Origin of the sequence: Zooshikella harenae (genome assembly GCF_018837975.1) — a bacterium.
GTDB lineage: Bacteria > Pseudomonadota > Gammaproteobacteria > Pseudomonadales > Zooshikellaceae > Zooshikella > Zooshikella harenae.
Genome location: NZ_JAGSOY010000007.1, coordinates 26,307 through 46,308, shown reverse-complemented (window position 1 = coordinate 46,308; position 20,002 = coordinate 26,307). Strand labels below are relative to the sequence as shown.

Genomic DNA, 20,002 nt, shown 5'->3' with positions numbered 1-20,002 from the left:
CTAATGATCCCATTAAAGATTATAAAAGGCATTTTTGATGTACGCTGATGGTCGTATGCTACTTAAATAATATGTTAATTATCCATTGGTAACTAATGCCAGAATTACTTTTTAATGAATGCTTGAACGTTAGTATCATTTTTGCACGGTGTGTGATTAGACGTTGTGGTTACTTATAGTACACAAGTCGTGTATGAGCAGTGAGAAATTCAAGGGATTGGACCGCATTGGTTTTTTAGTGATATGCATTAGAAAAAAATATTCTGCTCAATGGAGGAAACATGAATAAAATTACTCGCGCTATCATTGCTGGACTTGGGGGCGTAATACTAAGTTCAACATTGTCTGCTGCACCATTACTGTCATCAACCAGTTTGCCTCTCACAGGTGATGACTTAATTCAAGCGGCTAACTATTTTACAACTGAAGCTGAGCTCCAGCAGTTTGCTAAGTTTGTTAAAGGGTTGGACGTTTTTCCTGATCACAAAAACCCAACAACCATCGCTCAGATGGATAATAAGCAAATTAAAAAGCAGTATTATGTCCCACCTTATTTTCAAGCGCCTAGAGATCAACAAGTTGCTGGTGCTGTTGAAATAGCTGATTATGCTTTAAAACTGATGGCTGGTGTACAGACGACGGCAAGATCATTTAACTTTAAGTTAGTTGAATATACTGCTCGCCAACAAGAAATTCAGCGCTATCAAAAGTCTCTTAAAGCATTCGAAAGTATGTATCAGCAAGCGCTAGAGGACAGTGAGTTTTCTAAGGCTGAAATAATTAAGCAAGCTATTGTTGAGTTAAAGGAACAAATTGCTAACTTAGAGGATGAGCAGCAACAAAGTCAGCAGCAAGGGCAACAGGGTCTGGACGAAATGTACGACACATTACGTCAAGAAGTGGCTAATCAGGTGAGAATGGATCTGGCGATGCTTGGCGTACAAGCTACGTCTGAAGAGTTGAGACTTTTTAACAGCAACGAGTCGCAAAAAATTCTGCAGGCGATGACATCTATGATGGCCAGAGCTAATGGTGAGGGGCAGTTTGGTGTACAGCAAGGTGTCTTTAGTCAAGGTTATAGCCAAAAGGAAATGGAATATATCCGGGTATACCGTTTAATCCGAAATGATGTAAAAGTATCAGCGTTATCAACAACGGCAGTATATGCAAAAGCAGCTTCGTTAACTTCACGCGTGGATAATAATGGAGACGATGCTTTAACAAACAGCAGTGGCGTGGCTAATGCTCCCCGTTTTTATCTGGCGGTGAATGGTGGCTCTAATGGACGCTGTGGTAATACACGTAGCTGTAATGTCGTCATTGATTTAACCAGTTTAGGTGCTTATTCTGCACTTGCTAAGACTGGGGCGAAAATTTTCCCTGTTGTGTTTGAAGCCGATGTTAAATTTAAACAACCAGATTTTGATGGTACGTTAACTTGCGACTTTAAAACTGGTTGGGAAGCAAAAGGACGTGCTGATGTTAAAGATGGTGCTGTTATTTATGATGGTGACGTTTATAACCGCATAAAATACTCTTCTCTTGAAGATGGGGCATGTGATTATGTCATTCGTCAGGGGGATAAAGACTCTGCAGCATTTCATACCATCAGCTATTTGTATAAAAATTACATGCAGTTGAAAAATCAACGCGCGATTAAATCGAAAGAGGAAAAAGAGCGTTATCAGCAGTATGTTACCCGTGAAGTACAGCGTCATGCCAATATGTCACAACAGCAGAATGGTTGGGAGTGGTATTCATTAACTACTTGGACTAGGGCATTTGGCCGTGGTTGGGGCACTGCAGTTAGTTTTGTAGTAGGTGCGGCAAGAAACTTCTACTGGCATACACGTATTGAAGATACGTCTTCCTATGACCAAGTGAAGTTTTCGACAACTATTAAAGAGCTGAACACAGTACAAAATGTTCGCTTTACATTTGATGCGAATCCAACACTGTGCTGGAAATCTGAAGGCTTTGGTAATAAGTTCCTGTCTGCTTGTCCAACAGCAGAGTATGATGATAAGGCTGATACAGATTTAGGCAGAACCCAGCAAACTTGTGAGGATCAGAGTTTTACTACTGATTGTACTGATCAGATAGAGCAAAATGAGCAGGATCAAACGACTGATGATAATGGTGTGATTCAAGATCCTTGGGCAGTATAAGATGAAATGAAAGGGGAAGCCTTGTAGGGCTCCCCTTTTTTTAATATGTACGCTTAAGTATACCCTTTGCTAAGGGGTGTTAAATATCTTAATTTTGACCTTAATACTTGTAAGGACAGTGCTTGTTAAGACAGCACTTTTTAAGCTGAGGGAATAGTAGAACATGATAATGTATCGTATTGTCGGACTCGTTGTAAGTTACTTATTGGTATTAGTGTACAGCGCTTGGAGTTATGGACAGGCAGAAATTGATACACATTATGAGTTTTGGAATCGTCCGGTAGAAATTTCTAGAAATCCGGATATGCTGTATTTTCCTCCAACAGTAGCTGTGACGCTGGTTGATAAAAATAAGCAACCTGTTCAGATCAGTCACTCACTTTATCAGCTTTTAGCATCTAACCTAGAAGACCATTTTCCTGGTGTTGTGGTAAATCAGTTTGTCAGTAACTACTGGGATATTAAAGTTCAACCTCAGATTGGGGAAAATAATTCACTGTTTTTGCCTTACTTCATGCAAATGACCACTGCTTGTATGAGAAGTTTGATGGTTATTGATGATGTCTTTGAGTTAGAAAAAGCCATTATTGATAGTGATGAATATGTAGCTAATGCAAGTGATGTGGAGCAAGTCATAAAAAGATTGATTGGGAAATATCAACCTATTGTAAATAAAATGCTACAGGCCTATAAAAATGATCGCTGTGAGCAAAGTAATAATAATTATAAAATGGCACCTATAGTGCAAGAGCGGCTGTTACTTGTGTTGGAAAAAGTACTTAAAGGTAAAAATAATTTCAGTGTTTCATCTGCGGATTTGTTCGTTTTTGCTAAAACGTTTGAATCCCTTTATTTTGGTGGTCAGGGATTTTGGGTGAGAAAATCTTTGGGCTTTCTTAAAGAAACACTTACATCAACTTTGGGTAAGTTTACAAGTATTGCTAATATTTCAGCGTTTGAAAAAGACCATGTCAGCTTTTGGCAGTTTTTACGTGAAACTTCTTTGGTTGATCAAGAAATTAAAAATATTACCGATTACTGTGTAATAACTAAAGAAGATTTGTTTCAGCCATTTAATTTTGTTGATTGTAAAATGCAATCTCCATTGGCGTTAATCAAGCTTACTCTTGATAATCAGTCGTCCTTAGTTGTTGGAGTAAAACCATGAATGTGAAAAAGTATGGTTTGTTAAGTATTATCGTTATTGCTGCAGTGTCTATTGTCTGGATCTTGTTTGATCAAGAGGATAAGGTTCATTCACAATCATCGAGTCTACAAAGTGTGGAATCTCAGCCTTCGTCATCTTTAGATAAAAAAGGGATGGCTAAAGCTTCGCAACCCACTAGTAATCCTCAAGCGTTGAATTCAGTAGAGACTACTAAAAAAGCTTCACAAGATCCCCAACCTGAAGAGTTAAAAGAAGAGATTGAGGAGCATATTGCACAGCAACCACAAGATCCGATTCCTGAAGCAGTTAGGCAGGCTCGGGAAGAGAAAGTAAGAGCGGCATTAGACATTGTCCGTCAAAGAACGGCTCAGATAAGCCGTGCGGATATAGTGGCAGAACAGCAAAAAATTAAAAAAGTTCGCGAAGACCTTGTCAATATTGAAGTTAAGCCACCACAGCTTGAAGAATTTACGGATGAAGCGGGTATTAAATGGAATAAATTAACGTATGAAAATGGTGAAGTAAAATATGAATTAATATCGTTTCCAGAATAATTTATCTTTGTGTCAAAGAGGGCATATTATGTCGTGGGTAAATGTGGAAAGATAAAATAAAATTGATGGATTAGCTTTTAAGAGAAAAGGAAGTATGAATAAACTAATTATCCGCAGTATCATATTACTCATCTGTTCATATAGTATGTGTAGTGTTTCCGCTCCTATTTCACTTCCTGGACGGTTACCTTTGTCAGGGGAAGATCTCGATATTGCCAGTGACCAATACAGTGGAGCAGTATTACAACAGTTTCAGGAATTTATCTTAGGCTTAACTGTTTTTCCTGACCATGCAAATCCAACCAGTACTGATGTGTTAAATAATCTTTCTACAGATAAAACTTATTATTTATTACCCTATTATCAACCCACAGATAAATACCCCGTTGCCGGTGTTCAGGAAGTAGCAGGTAATGCATTAAAAGTGATTGCATCTCTTCAGGATTTAGTCACCTCAGCAGATGTTGCCTTAGTGTATTATGAGCAAATAACAAAAGAGCGTTTATCCTTGCAGTCTTTACGTCAACATATAACGTCTCAAATAACACGTGCTCAACAGGAAGGTAACCACACTGCAGTAGTTTATTTAAAACAGGTTGATCAGGATTTGGCCGAACAAGATCTTGCGTTGGCAAATAAGCTGGTCGAGTTGAAAGTAAAAGGTGAACAAGGCTTGAGTGAGTTAACGGGTACTTTACGCAAGGAACTTGTTAAAGAAATAGTCAAGTCAATGGCCACTTTAGGTTATCAGGTGTCAGCAAATGAGCGTGCTATGTTGTTTAGTGACAATATTAAACAACAGGTTGAAGGTATTTTGACTGTTACCGCGAAAGCAGTACACCGTATGGACTTCGGTGTCAGGCAAGGACTTTTATTGAGTGGATATACTGAACAGGAAATGGCTTTCCTGGATTATTATTATCAATTGCGACCTGATATTCGATTAGTTGATATTCAACCACAGCAGTTGCATGTTTCTATGGCTGGCGTGTCAGTTAATCAGCCAAATACTGATAACCCAATAGTTGATAATAATGCGATTGTATCAGCCCCTAGACTATATAAAGGCGTTAATCTTCAACAAAATGGGGTATGTGGAAAGTATAAGCAGTGTAATGTCATGATAGACTTTACTTATGTTGGCGCAATGATGGCAAATACTGCAAAGTGGGGTGTTATGGCACTTCCTATTGTGTTGACGGCAGATGTTAAAGTAAAACCCCCCATGTTAGAAGGAACAATGCATTGTCAACTGGATAAACAGTGGTTTAATCATGGACGTACAGCATCGCGGGATCAACATGCAATATATTATGATGATGCTTATAGCGGTCTGTTTAATTCGACTCAAAAACCTTGTCGTTGGAATGTGAGACAAGGTGAACAGGATGCAACCCGTTTTTATACCACACAAGCTTTTATGAAATATTATCAACAACAAGGAGTTCAACGGGTTTTAAAATCGAATTCGGAGCAACAGCTTTATGGAGATTATATCCAACAAGAGCTGGATTACTGGCAAGCACGAGAGTCGTCAATAGTAGATTGGCGTTGGAAAAACTTTTTGAGTTGGAAAGATTTTTATACAGAAGAATGGCGTACCTACGTAAAAAATATTATTCAAAAACAGCGGAGTAACTTTTGGCAGCTTGCTATTGATATTAATGATTCCATCAAGTTTGAGGAAATAGTGGAGGCAGGTGAGTCAGAAGTTCATCAGTTTATTTTGGACGCTATGCCAAATTTCTGTTGGAAATCATCCATGCGCCAAACACAATTTTTATCAGCATGTCCAAAACAAGGCGATTATCGTGCTAAGGCTGATCATGATGTAGGCAAAAGTGTAAAACTATGTGAAGGAAACCCTTTTTCTTTATCATGTCTGGATATAATTGAACGCACAAATAGACAACTTGAAACGGATGACCAAGGTGTTATTCGTGAGCCAGTGACAAGCTTTATGTTTTGGGAATCCTGAAAACATATACGGTATAAGTAAATTTTTATTATATACTACACTAGATTTATTTTTATAAGTTTGGCTGTTATTCGTAGTATTAAAAGAAGGGAGTAGGTTGGGGTTGGTAGAAGTAGATAACTATAATATACAACAATTGCCATATAATGCTGCAGTTAACCTTGCATAACAACGTTATCCTGAAGGCTGGGCAGGTGCTGCTGCATTAAGAACAGTCAGTGGGAATATTTTAACAAGTGTTTCGCCTGAGATTAAACAGCAAGGCCTCGGTCTTTGCATGGAAGTGGACGCGATATGTGAGGCTCATAAGCTGAATGAAACTGTAACTCATAGTCTTTGTGTTTCCAGAATGGATAGCAAGTCCCCTTTTGTTATTCTTTCACCGTGTGGGATTTGCCAAGAACGTTTGTTTCATTGGGGGTATGATGTTGAGGTGGCAGTGACAAACACAGAAAATCAATTAGTGTTTAAAGCGCTTAAAAGCTTAATGCCATATCATTGGTACCATGCTTTTGACTAGTGTTTCATGCGCAAAATAAGGTAACTAAATATATTTATTTAAGTTACACCCACTACTAAGTGTAACTTAAATAACGGAGGAGGGGGTTACTGTAGGTTTTCTTTTAAAATGGCTAAGTTTTCTCTTGCCGCATCTCTAACATCATAATTTGTATCTTGCAGGCGTTTTCGTAAGGCAATTTCCAACACATAAATGAGTTCATTGCCAATAAAGTCGCAGGCTGCTTCACGTGTTCTTGCTGATGGGGATAGTAAACAACGCTGGAGTCTAAATATTTGTTCTGTAGGTAAGGCATAACAGCAATACATTTCTGCTAAAGCTGAAACTTCCTCATTGTTACACTGAATCAACCGTTGAACTTTACGTAAGGGAAGTAGAAATCGTTGTTGATTTATGCACTCACTTAGAGCAATGGCTTGGAACTCTGGTTGATTGGAGTCCAGTGCCGCAAGTAATAAATCTTTATCTTCAGGTAACAGTGTTTGACGTGATAAACCATGACGAAGCGCTGCGCATTGCTGCTCTAGATTACCACGAGCAATTTGTTGTTTTAGCCAAAGTTGGCCATTAGGAACGTACTCGCTAATGATAAATCCTAGCTCATCATAGAATAATTGATGGTCTTCAGGCTCAACCCAATCAGGTGCTGGATGCCACCAGGCTAGTAACTGCTCACTAGAAGCGGTTTCTAAGGGTTCCCAATACATGATCTGTTACACCTCAATTCACTACAGTGTTGTTTAAGCAAATCATTTCTTCGTTATGTGATTTGCTTGTTACTAATACTTTCTTGCCTGAGTAAATGCCTTACGGGCACTTCTAAAAATGCACTTTTTCCTTGATAGCTTTGTTAACACTGTACTCATGGCCCTGCTAGCGCTAATAAATACTTGGGGCTGCTATTGCTAAACATGCAGTAGCTGTTTAGCCCTCATGTATTCCTTATACACTGCGGTCCTCCGTGCAGTGCTTTCTTGCTCTCACAAAAAAATCACTATTTTTAGAGGTGCCCTTACGCTTGTCAGACTTTACTCCGTTGTCTGATTCGCTAAAGAATAGCCTGTGCGAATAGATTTACGGGAATGTCTTTTAATACCAAGTACTTATTATTTCTTTGCTGTAATCCTGAAGTTTACACAGGGTAGTATTAAAAATAGGTACTGGTTGAAACGTATAGTTTGACGGTTGTCCTAAATTAGATTTGCAATAGATATTGCTGGTCAATCTTCCTGAACAATGGTTTAACAGGCTTTGTTCTATAACGTTGCTATTCTAACTTTGATTCTTGTGCAGGCCAATAAAAAAATTAATTTCTAGCCTTTGTCTATTATTACAATGTCCATAAATATTCAGCAATGCCATGTGAGTAGCGGATGTTGCTTTTGTAAGCCAGTGCTCAATTAATTAATGAGCTATTTATGATATTGAGCTTTACTCTGCTTTGTTTATCGTTATTAGCATTTTATCCTTAATTTTCAGGGGTATATATCAATACAGTTGGTAAAAGGCAAATAATCAAAAGATTCATATCATCTAGTTATTAAAATCAAGAATAAAGCAAAATAACAATAAAATTACCCTTATTGTCAATAGCAAAATACCGGTTAACGTAAGTTTATTCTTTTCTGATATTTATCAGTAATGCTTTGGGTTTTGTTGTGGGTTGATTGTAAGTATATGATTTTATTGTGTTTTTTTGTTTTTGTGGAGGAGGGGTAGAGGCAAAAGAATTATTTTTTAGATGAATAATATTATGGTTAATTATTGTTGTTTTTTATTGACTGTATTTTCTTCACTTTTATGAAAAGGATCTCGAATGTAGAAATTTCTTGAGACTAAAGGGCCTGTTAAATTAAGCGGTAGTCGCAATAACAGGGGTTAGTGAGAGAGATATAACGTTTGCCAAAAGTCATAGGTACTTATTTGTGTACCCTCATAGCAGACATTACCCTCGCGATTAATGAGAAAAAAAGCAGGAGTATGTGATAGCTGTAAGTGACTAGCTACACGGTTATGCTTGTCAACTAAAAAAATAATGGGAATTTTTTCTTTAAAACACTTTTGTTCATATGTTTGGTTCGAATTGGGGGCTTGTAAATCATTATAAGTGGTAATGACTATTAAAGGGTGCAACGCATCTCCCCAATGTTTATAAAGCGTGCGGTAACACTTTATCAGAATATTATAAGTTGGATTTGGTCGTTTACTCGCCAATAGGCAAACAGGTAGAAGTTGATGGGGTCCCATTTGCTGAAGCATGGCGTTTAATTCAAAGAGTCGTTTTGGCTGTTTTTGGTTGGGCAGGTAAAAGTTGACTGGAAAAGGACGATTGAGCCAACGAATCACAGTAATAGGTTCAATGCGAGCCTCCATCGTGACAGTGTGCATGATACGAGTGATTTTACCCTGGCTGAAAAAATCGGCACATTGCAACCATTTTAACCAGTCTTGCCAGTGTCCACACTGTTTAGACCAGAATGCCAGGTATAAGCTTGCGATGCTCATAAAAGCACTACTGTATATGTTGATGCAGTGTTTTACATATTGATCAATTAATCGAACACCTTTGGTTAACTGCTCTTTTTCAAACAAAGCTGCACCCCGAAAAAGATGGGTTGCATTAAATCGTTGCTCCATTTTTAGCCAACGAACACAGGAACGAATGATTAAGGGTCTGTTGTAGTAGTCACAACAAAGAAGAAGGTTATCCCATTCACGGCGATTCCATAAAATAAACAAATCATGCCAGTCAAATAATCCCTGTTGCCAATGTTTGAGTATTGCTGCACTTGTTTTCTCACAGTGAATGCCCAAAGGAATACTGGGCGCATCGATTTCCATCGTTGCTTGGGATTGGCGCGAGTAGAGTTGATAGTGAATCGAAGAGGATTGATAACTTTCTTCAAGAAGATCAACTTCACTGGCTGCTTGCTGATTAACTTGCCAGATTAAGTCTCCAGGCTGCAGGTTGAGCTGACTGGCTGGCGACTGAGAAGCTATATGCTTGATTTCTATAGCATTGGCTGAGTCTAACCAGGTGGGTTCGCGATGAATAAGTTGTTTAATTGGACCTACAGATGTGTTTATTACTGCCACATTACTTCACTCTACAATCAGTGAGCCATATGTTAGGTATAGCTAATTTTACGGAAGGCGCTAAGTTCCAAGGTCGAATAGTGGAGAGATAGGGGTTGGCTGTACAGAGAAAAGTCGGCAGAAATAAAAAGCTAAGAGCTTAAAAGAAAGGATATTGAGTGAATAAATACGTGATAGTTATGAGTGATAAACAAAGCACTTTTAAGCTATTGAACAATTTCTTCTGCATCTTCAATAACATCGTTGAGGATATCTTCTAACTCACTGTAATCAAATGGAAAATTAATGTCTTCACGCCAATTTTGAAATAGCTGTGTAAAGTATTGTTGAGGCCCTAAATTGACTTGTTGTTGTTGCCAGTCCGAAAGTTGTTCAGGGTGTTCTTTTAAGGCCTCTAGCTCCAAATAAACTTGGCTATCGACTTTTTGCCACCATCGTTTTCCTTCTAGCACAAAGACCAAATCAAAGCTGATAGATGCTTCAGGTTGAATCACACCTCGGGTAAATTTGGGCTGAAATTTCGCTATGTAAGTATCAATCAGCTCTACTGCATCGTCAGTTGCACTAGACATTAACCATTGCAGGCAAGCCTGGTTATTTTGCTCATCATATGTTTCTTCCATGATTGATAGCCCAGGGTTTTGGCTACACCATGTCTGTAACCAAGCTAACCCATCTGGCTGAATGTTCGTTATTAGGGTGCATGTCATCATGCTACTCATTGTAGAAAACCTTTTTTACAACTCTGCCTTTGGAAGAGTTTGGGTAATGCTAGGGTGTAGAAGGCACTGTTTTTAGTTTGGGTGAATGTTGCAAATTCGCAACTTTTACATGGAAAACGTTTAGACTCAGTGGTGAGTAATGAGGGGAATGGCAGCTACGCCAAAAGACGTAGCTGAGGAGGTTAAGTGACAGTGATGTAGCCCATTAACCCTGTTTTCATATGATCAATGACATGGCAGTGAAACATCCATCGACCAGGGTTATCTGCCACAAAGGCAATCTGGGCGCTTTCGTTTTTACCAAGTAAAACGGTATCGGTCTGATAAGGGATTATTTTTCGCTTATCAGACTTCAATACAGTGAAGCTATGACCATGTAAGTGAATAGGATGGTGGTATTGGGTAATGTTTTTCAGTATAAAGATATAGCTTTTACCTCGTTTCAGTGTTGCCAACGGTGCAGGGATGTTATCTGCACTCATGCCTTCCCAGGCACGTTTATTAATCATCCAGAAGGTATGTTTTCCCTTTTTTTGTTGAGCTGTTGGGGTTAGAGCGCCAGCCCATTCAAAAACAAAGCTTATTTTTTCGGCATTTTCCACATCAGGTTGAGGAATAGGATTCATCGGCAGTGATGGTACATTGGACTGATCGGCCTGAATCTGCTGATCTTTTGTGGAGACAATAGACTCCAGGCTAAGGAGTGGATAGTGCTCTCCATGCCAGACCGCCCAGGTAGAGCCTTTACTGGGCGCAATAAATCCCAAGTCTATTCGCATACCAGGCCCCATCGCATGCTCGGTAAGAGGACGAGGGGTTGTTAATGGGCAACCATCAATTGCCAGGATATGTGCTTGAGCATTGGGAATATGCAGTCGATAGGTAAGGGTATTATCGGCATTAAGCAGACGTAGCCGAACCCATTCACCAGCAGGTACTTTAAGCACTGGTTGATGTAAACCATTAATGGTGGGCCAGCGACCGGGTGTCCCCATGCGGGCTGCATAGCGGGGAATGGATAGGCGTTTGATTTGCCCTTTTTTATCAATGTGCCAGTTTTTCAGCAGGCAGGTTATATCTTCTGCAAAAGGTTGGGCTTGTCGTTCATGTACGATGAAAGCGCCAACTAAGCCTCGACCCAGCTGCTCTGTACTGTTCATATGAGGGTGGTACCAAAATGTCCCGGCATCTGGTGGCGTAAATTCGTAAATAAAACTATCACCTGGTGGAATTGGCGGTTGACTAAGAAAGGGGACGCCATCCATAGCGATAGGAATACGCAGACCATGCCAGTGGATCGTGGTGGGCTCATTAAGTTTATTAATAAACTTAATACGAATAGGTTGGCCTTGCTGAGCATGAAGCACGGGGGCAGGGAATTGGCCGTTAAATCCCCAGGCTGCAGTAGGTGCTTCAGCAATGAGGTCAACCTCTGTAGGTTCAGCCGTTAATACATAGTCGTACCCAGGTGAGGTGTCATCAGCCCAAAGTCGGAAGGAGAAGTGGCTCATCAAGGTGGAGGCCATTGTAGACTTAATAAATTGGCGACGGGATATAGACATCAAAAGCATTCCTAATACAGGACGTCTTTAGGAGATAGGTGAACTATGGCAACATAGTTTGCGGATCAGTGAATAGTAATGAAAAACAATCTCAATCTCAAACAGCAACCTTCATCATTAAACGGCGCATGGCATGAATGCCTGAATTCATATCCAGCATACTCATGGGGGTGGTGTTAATATCTTGAATAATACGAAGGAGGGTTTGCTCACCAATCAAGGGTTGTTCTTCTAGGTAGCCAGCTAGCATATGCACTAAATCATTCATAGAACCAAGCACGCGCCGGCTACAGGTTTTAGTGAAGGTGCATTTTTCATTCTGTTGGAAGTAATTCGTCAAAGTGACTGAGTTGAAGCCTTCGAATAAGAGGTTTTGCTTTAAGCTGTCTTTGAACGCGGTGGTGATGTTTCGAACGGTTTGTTTCTTAATATTCAGGAGCGCATGGCTGTATAGGGTGGTTTCATGAGTAAAGAATAAACTGTAACTGCCACGAATAGAGACAATATTACAATACCACGCGCCTAAATATCCTTGTGTTTGTGGTGGAGCAATATCACTGGTTGTCAGCCCGGCTGCTTTGATGACTTTTTGGGTACAACGTAAAACCAACATAGGCATTAACTAAGTGTTGTGAGTAATGTAAAGAAAGTGTAATGGATATTCTTCTGAATACATTAAGCCTAGCAGTGATTAATGTGCTTGGCGTTAGTGGAACTGGGCTTGGTTACATAAACACTAACGGTATACAATACGGCCGGACTCATCGGGGTGCAAATCTGTGGTTGTCTCGTTTTGAATAATCACGTTCGCTGAGAAATACCCGTAGAACCTGATCCAGTTAATACTGGCGTAGGAAGTTGAGTGCTGTCCTGAAGATGCTTTTCTATATGGCATATTGGCAGTCTCTCCAGTCTACCCTCTGATCAACCGGATATTGTTAATCGTTTTCGCTAAAAATTATATTTTTTAGTGGTTTTTACCCGCAAGGAGAGTTGTTGCAAGCACAGTAGTCTTGCAGCAGCCTTCAAGAAGAGGATGGGGAATTTTTTGATGTTGTTTATCAAGCATCTATTTATGACGGTTGTACATGCACCACGCTTAAAGACAAGATCCAAGGCTATAACATCTAAGCTTTTATTATTATTCTCAATAGTGCCATTACTCTCTGGAGCTGCTGAGCCTCAACAGCCACTCACTTTAACTGTATTTACCTATGAGTCATTTATTAGTGAGTGGGGACCAGGTCCTAAATTAAAAGCAGCCTTTGAGAAGCAGTGTCAATGTACATTAAATTGGCTAAGCAGCACTGATGGGGTTGGGCTACTAAATCGACTCCGTCTGGAAGGTGAACACTTACCGGCTGATATTGTTTTAGGGCTTGATCAGCATTTGATTGTGGCCGCTAAAAAACTCAAGCTGTTTGCACCTCATCAGCAGTCATTACCACCACTCACATTACCTGACCCTTGGCAGGATAAGGTATTTCTGCCTTATGACTATGGCTATTTTGCATTTATTTATGACTCCCGTAAGTTAAAGAATCCACCGCAATCGTTAGCTGAGTTGGTAAAACGAAAAGACATCCAGGTTATTTACCAAGACCCTCGGACCAGCACGCCTGGACAGGGTTTATTACTGTGGATGCAGCAGGTGTTTGGTAATCAAACCGCTCAAGCCTGGCAGCAGCTAGCAGCGCATACTGTAACTATCACCAAAGGTTGGAGTGAGGCATATGGTATGTTTTTAAAGGGTGAGGCCGATATGGTATTGAGCTATACCACATCACCGGCCTACCATCAGGAAGTGGATAAGGTGACTCATTATCAGGCTGCTGCATTTAATGAGGGCCATACGCTGCAAGTTGAAGTGGCTGCTCAGTTGGCTCAAAGCAAACAGCCTGAATTAGCACAACAGTTTCTTGCATTTTTGCTTTCACCTAGTGCTCAGCGCATTATTGCTACTCATAACTGGATGTTGCCTGTACGCGCTATTAAAAAACTGCCTCCCGCTTTTGGTCAGTTGATTACGCCTCGAAAGTCTCTGGAAATGTCGTTAGAAACGATTGCAAAACAGCGTAAACAGTGGCTTCGTCAGTGGCGTCGAGCTGTAAGCCAGTGAGCCGTTTGTTAAAATATTCTCCTGGCGTAGTCGCCACGGGGTGTGTTTGGTTGGGTTTAAGCTGGGGGTTGTTCAATGTTATCAAGTATGCCTTTACGGATGTTGACGGGTTAATATTGGATGACCCCTGGTTACAGCAAGTATTACTGTTTTCAATTAAGCAAGCTGGACTATCTGCACTATTCAGTGTGGGAGGGGCAGTACTTTTTGCGTTAGCCATTGCTCGCAGGGTATTTTGGGGGCGCCAGTGGTTAATGGCCTTGCTGCAGGTTTGCTTTGCGCTACCTGTTATTGTGGTTATTTTAGGAATAGTCCAAGTATATGGGCGCAGTGGCTGGCTGAATCACTTATTGGGAACAGAGTTTTCCATTTATGGCTTAGCCGGCATTTTGATATGCCACGTATTTTTTAACTTGCCTCTGGCAACACGAGTACTGGTTTCGCATTTAGAGGCTATTCCTGATAGTTACTATGCGCAGGCTGCACAGATGCAGCTCAATGGTTGGTGGCGCTGGCGTTGGTTAGAGTGGCCTTTGATTCGAACACAAGTCGTTGGTTTGAGTCTGTTGGTGTTTTTATTGTGCTTTAACAGTTTCACGATTGTTCTGGCGTTGGGCGGTGGACCTAAGTCTACAACATTGGAAGTCGCTATTTATCAAGCATTACGTTATGAGTTTGATTTACCACAGGCAGGCATACTCGCGTTATTGCAGTTAGCGCTGGCTATTATTATTGCAGTACTGGCAACTCGCTTGATGCCAGCGTCCACCACAACTGCACCGATTAGTGTTCATCGCTCTCAACAAGCCTTGTGGCTTTCAGCCAGTAAGTTATGGGTTACTATTCGCGGGTTTGGATTGATATTTTGCCTATTGCCATTACTGGCGATTGTATGGGGCGCATGGTCAGGTCTTTCCGCATGGCCCTGGTCTTCGTCACTTGGGGAGGCGACACTTAACTCGCTACTGATCGGCCTTTGCTCATCATTACTAGCCTGTTTATTAAGCCTAGCGATGTTGCACTTCCGACAGCATATGCGCTATCGCTGTGTAGACCGTTGGTTGGAGCAAACTGCGGTTGCTGCACTTTACCTACCACCCGTTGTGCTAGCTACAGGGTGGTTTATTGGTACACTGGCATGGCATAGAGCAGATTATTGGAGTTACATTTTGATCGTGATGGCGAATGCCTTAATGGCGTTGCCTTTTACCTTTCGCTTAATCGCCTCCGCTTTTCAACACTGTTATGACTACTATGGCCCACTTGCCCAGAGCTTGGGTCTGCGTCGTTGGGCTTGGTGGCGTTGGTTTGTGTTACCCATGACTAATAAACCGCTTGCCCAGTCATTGGCTTTGGCCTGGATTTTATCCCTGGGCGATATGGGGGTGGCGGTACTGGTTGGTGCTGCTGACTTTAATACACTACCGTTGACCATTTATCGCTTATTAGGAAGTTATCAGTTAGCCTCTGCAATGGCTGTAGCTGTTTGGCTGTTGGTGTGTTGCGGGTTATGTTATGGGCTGGTCTACTTAACATTGGGGAGAAAGAGTGCTAGCAGTTGAAGGTTTAACTATCAAACGAAACCAGCAGGTTATGTGTTATTCGGCACAGCTGAAGTCAGGTCAGCTTTGTGCGCTAACAGGGGCCAGTGGAGTAGGTAAAAGTACCTTGTTAGAGGCTATCACGGGTTTGCTCCCAGTCACATCAGGCCAGCTATTTTGGCAGGGGGAGCGTTTTGATCAATGTGTGCCTGGGCAGCGACCTGTGACGATGTTATTCCAGCAACAGAATCTCATAGAACACTTGGATGTATTGACCAATATTGCACTTGGTGTATCACCCTCAGCTAAATTAACGGTCCAGCAACAGCAAACCTTACAACAAATTACCGAGCGACTTGCCATTACAGAGTTGTTGGCTTGCTCACCGTTGTCTTTATCAGGGGGACAGCGACAGCGTGTGGCTTTGGCGCGTTGTTTGTTAAGGCAAAAGCCATTGTTATTACTTGATGAACCCTTTAGTGCTCTGGATCCAAACCTTCGTCATGAGTGTTTACAGTTAACCCATGAATTACAGCAGCAGTTTGGCTTAACCGTTTTACTGGTGACTCACTTTCCAGAAGAAGTTGCTTCTATTGCTGATTGCTATTGGCATATCAGTGAAGGAGGGCACATTGATGTGATGTCTCAAACAGTTAATCAAGCAGCAAAATAGATCTGGTGTAATCAATGGTTGATCGTGACATTAGCACTGCAGACATAACCTTAATTGATGTTCTTAATAGTGCGTGTAAGCAAGCCTCTGAGACAAAACATCGAGCTTTAGTGGTGGTAAGTGGATCTCATGAGTGGGCTGGTCAGCAACAGCAAAATTTGATTTCTTATCTTTCAACGCGGCAACAAACGAAAACCTCGTCTTATCCTTTCTTATGGTTAGCTGATGCAGGGCTTGATTCTCGGGCGATTAAACCTCGTCAAATAAATCAGTGGTTGGGACGTGAAGTTCAGTTTGTGGTGATGGACAGTTTTGTTGGTTTTCATCCTGATAGTTTTGGTGCTGCAACAGGGCTAATTCCTGCTGGAGGGGCATTGGTTTGGATAATACCAGCGCTAGCTTCTTGGCCAGCGTATGAAGATCCCGAATATTTGCATTTTATTCCTCAGGGGCAGGACCCTCGCCGGTTGTTTCTTCAGCGTTTGAGGGATTGTCTGCATGGGGTTTCCAATCATTGGCTTTTTACCGCTAAAGGCCTAATACACCAGCCAAGCGTTTTATCTGGAAATGAGAGTGGGTTACGCTCGTTTTACTCACAAACCTATGCAAATGCTGAGCAGCAGTGTGTGGTTCAAGAAGTGATTGGGCTTGTAAACAAGCATAAAGCACAACCTATAGTGCTGACTGCTGATAGAGGGCGTGGGAAATCCGCCGCTTTAGGCTTAGCGGTGGGGCTGTTACTGGAACAAAGTCCAGCAACGAATAAAGACCCACTGTCACTTTTAGCAACAGCGCCACGTAAGCAGGCGCTTGCTAAGCTTTGGCAGCATGCTAGTGAGGTGCTGCAAAATGATCAGCAGCATCAATCTGAAGGTGTTGATCTGGGGACCGTTGGACAGCGACTAATGGGCCCGTCAGGTCAGTTAGGCTTTTCATCTCCACAGGATATTCTGCAGGAACGTCCTGAAGTGGATTTATTATTGATTGATGAAGCCGCGATGATACCTGTGCCCATCTTAACCAAGTTAGTTATGGCTTACCCTAAATGTGTTTTGGCCAGCACCGTACATGGTTATGAAGGCACTGGGCGGGGTTTTGCTGTGCGTTTCCAGCGTTTTCTTCAGCAGCATTTTCCTCGTTTTCAGCAACTAACTCTTGAAGAACCTGTTCGTTGGGCTGTAGGTGATCCTTTGGAAGCATTCAGCTATCAAGCTTTATTATTGGGGGCTAACCCTGCTGAAGTGAAGCCTACCAAGCATTTTCAACTTGAGCAGTTAACGCTAACTTGGCTTGATGCTAAAGATCTCATTGCCAATGAACACCGACTGAACCAGCTATTTGCGTTATTGGTATTGGCTCACTATCAGACCAAACCCAGTGACTTGCGCCAATTATTGGATGATCCTAGTGGTCGCTTGTTGGTGGCTGAGTGGCAAGGGCAGGTGGTAGGTACATTGTGGGCTGTTGCCGAGCCACCATTACCTGAAGCGTTACGGGAACCGGTTTGGCTAGGGCAGCGTCGCCTGAAAGGTCAACTTTTACCACAAACGTTAACTTATCATGGCGGTGATAAGCTAGCGGGATGTTTTGCATACCTTCGAGTCATGCGTATAGCCGTTCACCCAGACTGGCAGCGCATAGGTGTAGGTCAACAGCTTGTTAAAAAAACTTATCTGTATGCTCAACAAGCCCAGTTTGATTTTCTAGGAACCAGCTTTGGACTCACAGGGGATGTGCTGGCGTTCTGGTTACGTTGTGGGTTGTCTCCTGTCCGCTGGGGGTTAAGCTCAGATGCAGCCAGTGGTGTTTTTTCGGCAGTGATGTTACGGCCACTGAATGATCAGGCTAAGTCGTCTTGTCTCTCGTGGCAACAGGAGCATGTGTTGTCATTACGTTATTGGTTAACTGCTCAACATGTAGCCTTTCATACTGTTGGCTGTGAAGTGATTTTGCCATGGGTAAGTGCTTGTTGGACACAGGGGCTTTCTAATCACATCACTACCAGAGACTGGCAGTTGATTGCAGGGTTTATCCAAGGACAGCGAGGGTTGCAGTTAACATTGCCTGCTATAGCCAATGCGTTGGCATACTGGTTGGCTAATACACAAAGCTACCAACAACTGACTCCGCACTATTGGGAAGCTTTAATACGCTTAGCCTGGTTACAGGAAACTGAAAGACAGGTTGCGTGTAAATTAAAGTTTAATGGCCAAAAAAGTCTCTGTGCAGAATTAAGACAAGTGATGCAAAACCTTGTGTTTCAATAGCACCTCTTGGATAAATGCAAAACATGTGTCGCACTTACAATAGTGAAATTGATGATAACTGCACTACTACCCCTTTATTTTAGTGCTTAGCCTGATATGCTAAGGTATCATTTTTTGAAAGAATAATGCTTTATATTAAATAGGCTATTTATCCACTGTCTGGTCAGATAGTGAATACCTAATAAGAAAGCATGTGATGTTTGATATGACATGTGATTTGATATGAAGAGTACCAATAAATGCTCAATAATTAACCTTTTAGGTTATTTTAAGGTAATGTTTCGTCGCTATCTTAATAAGATCGACTTAGCACCAATGAGCAAGAGTTAAACGTAAAGGTGTATTTTCATTAAATTGGCACCACTTAACTGTTATAGCTCTTTGACTGTAAAGCCTATCTTGTATTAATTAAGGGTAGGTTTCTTAAATGTTGTGGTTATTTGCGAGTTCTTTTGCTTCGTCTTACTTTGGCACATGACCGCTGCAATAGGATACAGAGCTGATTACAAACTAAGGAAACTCAACAATGATCTTCACCACCGAGCGCTTGCGACTGCGGGAGTTGACAGAAGACGATGCCCAATCCTTTTACCAGTTGTTAGCTGACCCTGAGGTGATGGCCTATTCTCCTTCAGGCTCTTTGAGTTTGGAGCAGGCAACGAAGCTGCTTACTGAATACCAGGTTATGTATAAAAACTATGGCTTTGGCCGGTGGGCTGTGGAAACAAAATCGAATAATACGTTTATTGGTTACAGTGGTTTGGCCCCACTGGCTGTTTGTGGAAAGTCAACTATTGAGCTTATATTTCGCTTACAGCGAAATGCATGGGGGCAAGGGTATGGCTTTGAAGCCGCTAAAGCTGCAGTGTACCTGGCTTTTACCCGTTTTCGCTTACCTTCCATTGTGACGCTGGTTGAAACTGATAACGAAGCTGCTAAAGCGATAGTTGCTAAGTTAGGTATGAAATCTGGTGATACGATTAACCGCTGGGGTAAAGAAGTGATATGCTACTGGTTAAAATCGTTACCTGATTGTTGTCAAGGAATGGAAGAGTTATTCCTGGCACAAGAACACTCCAGCTAAGTTAAGATAAATAAAAAGTTAAGGGAAATAAACAAGCGATTCTAGCATTGGTTTTGCCATTATTTTTCAAGGTAAACCAGTGCTATAAGAATGGAGATTGTTGCGCAGGAGATTGAGGCATACGCGATAGTTTGACTAAGTTTCCTGCAAAAATGCCTAGTGCAACAAAGCAAAGCATGGTCATTATTTCTTTTGCGCCATGGTTTGGGCATTTATAGGTTAGGAAACCAAGAAATGCTAAATACGCACTGCTTGTAGGTAAATTAAGCCACCATTTTCGGTATAACTGAGTTAGGCTTAACACGGTCAATGAAGCTATAAATCCACCTAAAACAATAAAGCTGCTTATAACATATTGATGGTGAAGGTTAAGACGTTGCATAGCCAATACGTAGGTGGCAGCTAACACAAATAAACAGGCAAAGGTGCGTAAAAAATATTTCGTTTTATCATCAAAGTTCATAATCCCAGGGTTCCTTGGTTAGTGTAAAAACTAAATTAACCAGAAAAGAAATCAAAACGAATAACTTCGATCCCTAAAATAAATGTG

General features: G+C 41.4%; 15 protein-coding genes, 1 pseudogene and 1 riboswitch. Of the genes and pseudogenes, 10 read left to right on the top strand and 6 right to left on the bottom strand.

Annotated elements, in window-relative coordinates; translation table 11 throughout:
* Positions 1-281: 281 nt before the first annotated feature.
* The 5 genes and pseudogenes from KCG35_RS05075 to KCG35_RS27050 all read left to right on the top strand — a co-directional run.
* Entirely contained in the window at positions 282-2,168 is a 1,887-nt protein-coding gene (locus tag KCG35_RS05075; protein ID WP_215818589.1) for a hypothetical protein, read from the top strand.
* Between the two features lie 163 nt (positions 2,169-2,331).
* The gene (locus KCG35_RS05070; RefSeq protein ID WP_215818588.1) at positions 2,332-3,336 is read left to right on the top strand and encodes a hypothetical protein; all 1,005 of its coding nucleotides are present in this window, start codon (positions 2,332-2,334) and stop codon (positions 3,334-3,336) included.
* Positions 3,333-3,890 carry a hypothetical protein gene (locus KCG35_RS05065; protein ID WP_215818587.1) on the top strand — a complete coding sequence of 186 codons (558 nt, stop codon included), beginning with the start codon at positions 3,333-3,335 and terminating at the stop codon, positions 3,888-3,890. Before KCG35_RS05070 ends, KCG35_RS05065 begins: the two co-directional genes overlap by 4 nt.
* Before the next feature lie 94 nt (positions 3,891-3,984).
* On the top strand, positions 3,985-5,868 hold the full coding sequence (locus KCG35_RS05060) for a hypothetical protein (protein WP_215818586.1): 1,884 nt from the start codon (positions 3,985-3,987) through the stop codon (positions 5,866-5,868).
* A gap of 181 nt (positions 5,869-6,049) precedes the next feature.
* A pseudogene (locus tag KCG35_RS27050) lies at positions 6,050-6,388 on the top strand (cytidine deaminase); the annotation flags it as partial.
* A gap of 86 nt (positions 6,389-6,474) precedes the next feature.
* On the opposite strand, the gene KCG35_RS05050 reads toward KCG35_RS27050, so the two are convergent.
* From KCG35_RS05050 to KCG35_RS05030, 5 genes are all read right to left on the bottom strand, one after another.
* On the bottom strand, positions 6,475-7,095 hold the full coding sequence (locus KCG35_RS05050; RefSeq protein ID WP_215818585.1) for a hypothetical protein: 621 nt from the start codon (positions 7,093-7,095) through the stop codon (positions 6,475-6,477).
* 1,171 nt (positions 7,096-8,266) lie between these two features.
* Positions 8,267-9,484 carry a PDZ domain-containing protein gene (locus KCG35_RS05045; protein WP_215818584.1) on the bottom strand — a complete coding sequence of 406 codons (1,218 nt, stop codon included), beginning with the start codon at positions 9,482-9,484 and terminating at the stop codon, positions 8,267-8,269.
* Between the two features lie 206 nt (positions 9,485-9,690).
* On the bottom strand, positions 9,691-10,197 hold the full coding sequence (locus KCG35_RS05040) for a hypothetical protein (protein WP_215818583.1): 507 nt from the start codon (positions 10,195-10,197) through the stop codon (positions 9,691-9,693).
* Between the two features lie 191 nt (positions 10,198-10,388).
* Positions 10,389-11,768: a multicopper oxidase family protein gene (locus KCG35_RS05035; protein ID WP_230409021.1), complete on the bottom strand. Its 1,380-nt coding sequence runs from the start codon at positions 11,766-11,768 to the stop codon at positions 10,389-10,391.
* Between the two features lie 97 nt (positions 11,769-11,865).
* Positions 11,866-12,381 carry a DUF6933 domain-containing protein gene (locus KCG35_RS05030; RefSeq protein WP_215818582.1) on the bottom strand — a complete coding sequence of 172 codons (516 nt, stop codon included), beginning with the start codon at positions 12,379-12,381 and terminating at the stop codon, positions 11,866-11,868.
* A gap of 142 nt (positions 12,382-12,523) precedes the next feature.
* Positions 12,524-12,643, top strand: a riboswitch (TPP riboswitch).
* Positions 12,644-12,819: 176 nt separating this feature from the next.
* On the opposite strand from KCG35_RS05030, the gene thiB reads away from it, so the two are divergent.
* The 5 genes from thiB to KCG35_RS05005 all read left to right on the top strand — a co-directional run bounded on the left by thiB (position 12,820) and on the right by KCG35_RS05005 (position 19,452).
* Positions 12,820-13,887, top strand: coding sequence for a thiamine ABC transporter substrate binding subunit (thiB, locus tag KCG35_RS05025; protein WP_230409020.1), 1,068 nt, complete (start codon positions 12,820-12,822; stop codon positions 13,885-13,887).
* Positions 13,884-15,449 (top strand): ABC transporter permease subunit, encoded by a 1,566-nt coding sequence (locus tag KCG35_RS05020; protein ID WP_215818581.1) that lies wholly within the window; start codon positions 13,884-13,886, stop codon positions 15,447-15,449. Before thiB ends, KCG35_RS05020 begins: the two co-directional genes overlap by 4 nt.
* Positions 15,436-16,101 (top strand): ATP-binding cassette domain-containing protein, encoded by a 666-nt coding sequence (locus tag KCG35_RS05015; RefSeq protein ID WP_215818580.1) that lies wholly within the window; start codon positions 15,436-15,438, stop codon positions 16,099-16,101. Before KCG35_RS05020 ends, KCG35_RS05015 begins: the two co-directional genes overlap by 14 nt.
* 14 nt (positions 16,102-16,115) lie before the next feature.
* Complete coding sequence (locus KCG35_RS05010) at positions 16,116-18,368, top strand: tRNA(Met) cytidine acetyltransferase TmcA (RefSeq protein WP_215818579.1); 2,253 nt, start codon at positions 16,116-16,118, stop codon at positions 18,366-18,368.
* Positions 18,369-18,894: 526 nt separating this feature from the next.
* Entirely contained in the window at positions 18,895-19,452 is a 558-nt protein-coding gene (locus KCG35_RS05005) for a GNAT family N-acetyltransferase (RefSeq protein WP_215818578.1), read from the top strand.
* Between the two features lie 82 nt (positions 19,453-19,534).
* Here the strand turns inward: KCG35_RS05005 and KCG35_RS05000 are convergent, their stop codons facing one another.
* Positions 19,535-19,915, bottom strand: coding sequence for a hypothetical protein (locus tag KCG35_RS05000; RefSeq protein WP_215818577.1), 381 nt, complete (start codon positions 19,913-19,915; stop codon positions 19,535-19,537).
* Positions 19,916-20,002 lie beyond the last annotated feature (87 nt).

What these genes read in the sequence shown, in the direction of transcription:
- KCG35_RS05075 (WP_215818589.1), top strand. Translation starts at nt 282, where the DNA reads ATGAATAAAATTACTCGCGCTATCATTGCTGGACTTGGGGGCGTAATA.
- KCG35_RS05070 (WP_215818588.1), top strand. Translation starts at nt 2,332, where the DNA reads ATGATAATGTATCGTATTGTCGGACTCGTTGTAAGTTACTTATTGGTA.
- KCG35_RS05065 (WP_215818587.1), top strand. Translation starts at nt 3,333, where the DNA reads ATGAATGTGAAAAAGTATGGTTTGTTAAGTATTATCGTTATTGCTGCA.
- KCG35_RS05060 (WP_215818586.1), top strand. Translation starts at nt 3,985, where the DNA reads ATGAATAAACTAATTATCCGCAGTATCATATTACTCATCTGTTCATAT.
- KCG35_RS05050 (WP_215818585.1), bottom strand. Translation starts at nt 7,095, where the DNA reads ATGTATTGGGAACCCTTAGAAACCGCTTCTAGTGAGCAGTTACTAGCC.
- KCG35_RS05040 (WP_215818583.1), bottom strand. Translation starts at nt 10,197, where the DNA reads ATGATGACATGCACCCTAATAACGAACATTCAGCCAGATGGGTTAGCT.
- KCG35_RS05035 (WP_230409021.1), bottom strand. Translation starts at nt 11,768, where the DNA reads ATGTCTATATCCCGTCGCCAATTTATTAAGTCTACAATGGCCTCCACC.
- KCG35_RS05030 (WP_215818582.1), bottom strand. Translation starts at nt 12,381, where the DNA reads ATGTTGGTTTTACGTTGTACCCAAAAAGTCATCAAAGCAGCCGGGCTG.
- thiB (WP_230409020.1), top strand. Translation starts at nt 12,820, where the DNA reads ATGTTGTTTATCAAGCATCTATTTATGACGGTTGTACATGCACCACGC.
- KCG35_RS05010 (WP_215818579.1), top strand. Translation starts at nt 16,116, where the DNA reads ATGGTTGATCGTGACATTAGCACTGCAGACATAACCTTAATTGATGTT.
- KCG35_RS05005 (WP_215818578.1), top strand. Translation starts at nt 18,895, where the DNA reads ATGATCTTCACCACCGAGCGCTTGCGACTGCGGGAGTTGACAGAAGAC.
- KCG35_RS05000 (WP_215818577.1), bottom strand. Translation starts at nt 19,915, where the DNA reads ATGAACTTTGATGATAAAACGAAATATTTTTTACGCACCTTTGCCTGT.